Genomic DNA, 4,931 nt, shown 5'->3' on the forward strand with positions numbered 1-4,931 from the left:
GCCGAGAAGGCCCAGGCCCAGGGCTCGGCCCACGTCAAGGAAGAGATCGATCGCGCCCGCCAGCACATCGAGGAATGGAAGCGCAAGGGCGACTTCAACAAGGTTGCCGAGTTGCAGTACGGCAAGCTCCCCGAGCTGGAGAAGCAGCTCAAGGAGGCCCAGGCCAAGGAGGCCGGCAAGGCCGGCACCAACAGGCCGCAACTGCTGCGCACGCTGGTGGGTGCCGAGGAGATCGCCGAGGTCGTGGCGCGCTCTACCGGCATTCCGGTCTCCAAGCTGATGCAGGGCGAGCGCGAGAAGCTGCTGCAGATGGAAGCCAAGCTGCACGATCGCGTCATCGGCCAGGACGAGGCCATCCAGGCCGTGTCCGACGCCATCCGCCGCTCACGCGCCGGCCTGAGCGATCCGAACCGGCCGCTGGGCAGCTTCCTGTTCCTCGGCCCCACCGGCGTTGGCAAGACCGAGCTGTGCAAGGCGCTGGCCGGCTTCCTGTTCGACAGTGACGACCACATGGTGCGCATCGACATGAGCGAATTCATGGAGAAGCATTCGGTGAGCCGTCTCATTGGTGCGCCTCCCGGCTATGTCGGCTACGRAGAAGGCGGCASSCTGACCGAGGCCGTGCGCCGCAAACCCTACTCCGTGCTGCTGCTCGACGAGGTCGAGAAGGCCCACCCGGACGTGTTCAACGTGCTGCTGCAGGTGCTGGATGATGGCCGCCTGACCGACGGCCAAGGCCGCACGGTGGACTTCAAGAACACCGTCATCGTGATGACATCAAACCTCGGCTCCCAGCACATCATGGCGTTGTCGGGTGAGAAGGACGAGGTCATCCGCGAGGCCGTGTGGGGCGAGGTCAAGGCCCACTTCCGGCCCGAGTTCCTGAACCGCATCGACGAGACGGTCATCTTCCACGCGCTGGGCGCCGACCACATCAAGTCCATCGCCCGCATCCAACTGCGGCTGCTCGAGGCGCGCCTGGAAAAGATGGAGATGAAGCTGGACATCAGCGAGGCGGCGCTGAACGAACTGGCCAAGGTCGGCTTCGACCCCGTCTTCGGCGCCCGGCCGCTGAAGCGAGCCATCCAGCAGCGCGTCGAGAACCCGCTGTCCAAGCTCATCCTCCAGGGGCGCTTCGGCCCGAAGGATGTGATCCCGGTGCAGGTCGAAGGCGGCGAGTTCTCGTTCGGTCGCGTCGTGCACTGAGCGTCGTGCGCGGCGCCCGCCACGCTCAGAGCGTGGTGACGGCGTCGTGCGCGGTGTCGAGTTCGACGCGGTTGCGACCGGCGGCCTTGGCGCGGTAGAGGGCCGCGTCGGCCCGCTTGAAGGCGCGGTGGGTCGACGCCCCGGGCGGTGCCAGCGCAACGCCGAAACTCGCCGTGATGCCGAAACGGCCCTTGGCGTCGAAGTTGCCGCGTTGCACGGCATCGCGCAGCTTCTCCGCCAGCCGCACCGCGTCGTCGGCATGGCGGCCCTGGCAGGCGACGAGGAACTCCTCGCCGCCCCAGCGACCGATGACGTCACTCGTGCGCAGATTGGCCGACACGATGGCGGCCATGCGGCGCAGCACCTCGTCGCCGACGGGGTGGCCCCAGCGGTCGTTGATGTGCTTGAAGTGGTCGATGTCGAGCAGCACGAGCGCCACGCCGGCCGATTCGGCCTCGAAGTCCTCCAGCGCTGACTCCAGCCCGCGCCGGTTGAGCACCCCGGTCAACTCGTCGATGGTGGCCAGGCGGCGCAGCTTGTCCTGCTCGACGCGCAGCAGGCGGGTGCGTGCCGTCAACGCGTCGATCTCGCGCTGCTGGCGCAGATGGCTGCGCCGCAGCGCGCGCCAGTGCCGGCCCACCACGGTGCCGGCCGCCAGCAGCCAGGCGCAGAGCAGGCCGAGGTAGAGGGTGTCGCGGGCGATCCACGGCCCCTTGAGCGTGAGATGGCGCAGCTCCAGCTCGTGGTTCTGGCCGGCGAGGCCGTCCGCCACGTCGATGGACAGGGACGTCACGTTCTCGACACTGGGCCGGTTGAACTCGCGCGGCAGGTCGAACTGCGTGATCCACCACTCGGGCACGGTCAGCTCGGAAAGTTCAAGGGTGACCGGCCCGGTGACATCGCGCCCCCTCAGGTTGATCGACTGCATGCGGGAGCTGTTGCCGTCGGTCAGCTTGGAGAAGCGCGGGTCGAAATTGCGCAGGGCCACGCGCAGATGAGCGGCACTGCCCTGGTAGGCCAGGTCCATCTCCAGGTTGTCGAATCCGCTCAGGTTCCTGCCGCGGGCCGGGTCATCGCCGCTCAGCACGAGGGTGATGCCACACGATTGCGAAGGGCTGTTCGCGGGATAGCGGCAAACCCAGCGGCGGCGTTCGAAATCGACCCACTGCACGGGGGGYTCGCCCGGTGCGTCGCCCGCGGTGATCAGGAACAGGTTGCTCACCGCACCGGGGGCCGCGAGGTCGATGCTGCGCTCGGGCAGCCAGGCCTGCGCCAGCACCAGTGCCACGGTCAGCGCAATGCCGGCCGCGAGGTTGCGTGTGGGTGTGGTGGCGTGGGGCACGTGGGGGGCGACTGGAGATGCGCCATGACTGTATCGACCCGCCCCGGTCTTTGAACCGACCTGCCGAGCCCGAGCGTGACGTATCACCAGCGGGAGCGGTGGTCCTCGGTCACGCCCAGCAGGCCGTCGATGCGGCGCGCCGGTGCGCCGGCACCGGCCCGCACCGTGCCGGCGAAGCAGCCGATGGGCTGAACGTAGTGGCTGGCGGCGACAAGGAGGTCACGGTCCTCGGCACGTGCGCCTTCAGGCGTGAAGACCAGGTCGAGCAGGCCGTCGTCGGTGTGCACCCGCCACGGCCGCAACGGCTGGGTGGGGTCGAAGTCGAAATGGGCGCCGGCCAGCGCGATCGGCATGCCGTCCAGCCACAGCACGTTCTCCTGCCCGCCGAAATAGCCCTGCTGCAGATTGAAGCCGGCGTCGGCGCGGTGGGCGCTGGCCCAGCGCCAGGCGGTGTCGCGGGCGAGCAGGCCATTGGACGCGTCGACCGCCGCCCAGGCGCCATCCAGGCCGAAATGATGGCCCTCGGCCTCGGCCCAGCCTTGCACGGGCAGGGCTGTGGTCTTTTGCGTCGCATGGACGATGCCGCCGTCGACCGGGCCGATGGCCAGCAGCGGCGGCGCCATGCGGCCGAGGTCCAGGCGGGCCTGGATGCGCAGCGCGCGCGTGGCGACCGTGAGGCGCAGGCTGTCGTCCGGCTCGTGGCAGAGCGTCAGACGCGCGCCTGGGCCGCGGAACCAGGTGCGGGCGCCGGCGAGCGGCGCGTCGGATACACCGGCCTGCAATCCCGGCAGGCCGTCCTGGCGCCAGTTGGCCAGCAAGGTGCGGCGGCGACGGTCGAAGAGGTAGGCGAAAGCCGTGCAGGTCCAGCCGAGGTGGACGATGGCGACGCCGATGAAGAGCTGCTCATTGCCCAGGCCAACGTAATGCCAGCGCTTGTGATGCAGCTTGTGCCAGAGCCAGGAGCGGCGCTCACGCATGGGTGACCAATCGATGCGCGATATGCGGCCGGCATAGCGGCCCATGGCCGGCGCGCCATGGGTGACGACGGTTTGGGGAGCCAGGTTCATCGTGAATGCTGTCTGCGCCACTGCAGCGGCGCCTGGCCTGTCCACTGCCGGAAGGCGCGCGTGAAGGCGCTTTGCTCGGAATAGCCGAGCAGCAGAGCCACCTCGGCCAGCTCGACGCCGGGGTCGCGCAGATAGGCCTCGGCCAGTTGCTGGCGAGTCTGCGACAGCAGGGCCTGGAAGCTCTGGCCCTGTTCGGCCAGCCGCCGCTGCAGGCTGCGCGGGCTCATCTGCAGGCTGAGCGCCAGATCGGGCAGCTGGGTGCGGCCACTGCGGATCAGGCCGACCAGGGCCTGGCGCCAGACGCCGACCGGCTCGCTGATGGCAGCCACCTCCTGCAGCAGGCGTTCGGCTTGATCGTCGAGCAGCGCCAGCAGGGCCGCGTCGGCGCCGCGCAAGGGCAGGGCGAGGTCGCGCAGCGCCAGCACAAGGCGTGTGCTGGGCTGATCGAAGCGCACCGGGCCGCCGAAGAAGTCCTCGTAGGGCCGCACATCGGCCGGGCGGCGGTTGACGAAGTCCACCGCCAGTGCGCGCACCGGCCTGCCCGTGAACTCACGCGTCAGCTGCACCAGGGCCGCGATGGCGGTCTCGTCGACCAGGGCGCCGGGGCGGCCGCGCTCCACGCCCCATTCGATGCAGATGCCCTCGAGGCAGGGGTGGACCTGGGCGATGTTCACGTCATAGACCGAGCGGTGATAGCGCTCCAGCCGCAACAGGGCCTCGCCCAAGGTACCGCAGGCCAGCGCCGCGAAGCCGACGACGCCGAAGTGTCGCGGCGCGATGCCGCGCGCCAGGCGCAGCGAGAAGGTCGACTTCGGGCCGGGGTCGAGGTCGCGTGCCCGCTCGAGCAGCGCCTGCCAGCGGCGCAGCGCGACAAAGGTCTCGGCCGGCGCCGGCGGTGTGCCAAGGGCGTCGGCGCGGCCGAGCGCGCCCATGTGCTCGAAGAGCAGCTGGACATAGCTGGCGGCGACGCGGGTTTCATCCATGGCCGGTCGATGATGCAGCAGCGCCGACCACCGTCCTCTGCGTGATCTCCCCAGGCGTGGCGCGATCCGTCAAAAACCCGGGTTTTGCCGTCAAGAAATCCTGGCCGTTTCGGATCAACATAGCGGCATGGACTGGCTGCTCGACCTCTACCACCGCCATGGCGACTGGCGCGATCTGACGCTGGTCCTGCTGTCGCCCATCTTCGGCGTCTTCATCGCGATGGAGGCCTGGCGCTTCCGCAGGACCGGCGTCTTCGACCTCTGGGACACCTTCGACAGCATGAACAGCGGCGGCAGCTATCTGGTCGCCGACCTGGTGCTGCTCGTCGTCCT

At 69.3% G+C, this 4,931-nt stretch carries 5 protein-coding genes; 2 read left to right on the forward strand and 3 right to left on the reverse strand.

Annotated elements, in window-relative coordinates; translation table 11 throughout:
• Positions 1–1,206 (forward strand): AAA family ATPase (locus AC1DU6_RS19970; RefSeq protein WP_477859097.1); only part of this gene is annotated, 1,206 nt, incomplete at its 5' end.
• Between the two features lie 25 nt (positions 1,207–1,231).
• Here AC1DU6_RS19970 and AC1DU6_RS19975 read toward each other — a convergent pair.
• The 3 genes from AC1DU6_RS19975 to AC1DU6_RS19985 form a co-directional block, all read right to left on the reverse strand.
• Complete coding sequence (locus tag AC1DU6_RS19975; RefSeq protein ID WP_457445647.1) at positions 1,232–2,548, reverse strand: GGDEF domain-containing protein; 1,317 nt, start codon at positions 2,546–2,548, stop codon at positions 1,232–1,234.
• 83 nt (positions 2,549–2,631) lie between these two features.
• A complete protein-coding gene (locus AC1DU6_RS19980) occupies positions 2,632–3,615 on the reverse strand; it encodes a DUF2804 domain-containing protein (protein ID WP_457324327.1) in 984 nt (327 codons plus the stop codon).
• Positions 3,612–4,598, reverse strand: coding sequence for an AraC family transcriptional regulator (locus tag AC1DU6_RS19985; protein ID WP_477859100.1), 987 nt, complete (start codon positions 4,596–4,598; stop codon positions 3,612–3,614). Before AC1DU6_RS19985 ends, AC1DU6_RS19980 begins: the two co-directional genes overlap by 4 nt.
• A gap of 127 nt (positions 4,599–4,725) precedes the next feature.
• On the opposite strand from AC1DU6_RS19985, the gene AC1DU6_RS19990 reads away from it, so the two are divergent.
• Positions 4,726–4,931, forward strand: a 206-nt coding sequence (locus AC1DU6_RS19990) for a hypothetical protein (RefSeq protein WP_477859102.1), incomplete at its 3' end; no start/stop codon positions are given.

It is taken from the genome of Roseateles sp. P5_B10, from assembly GCF_056400485.1.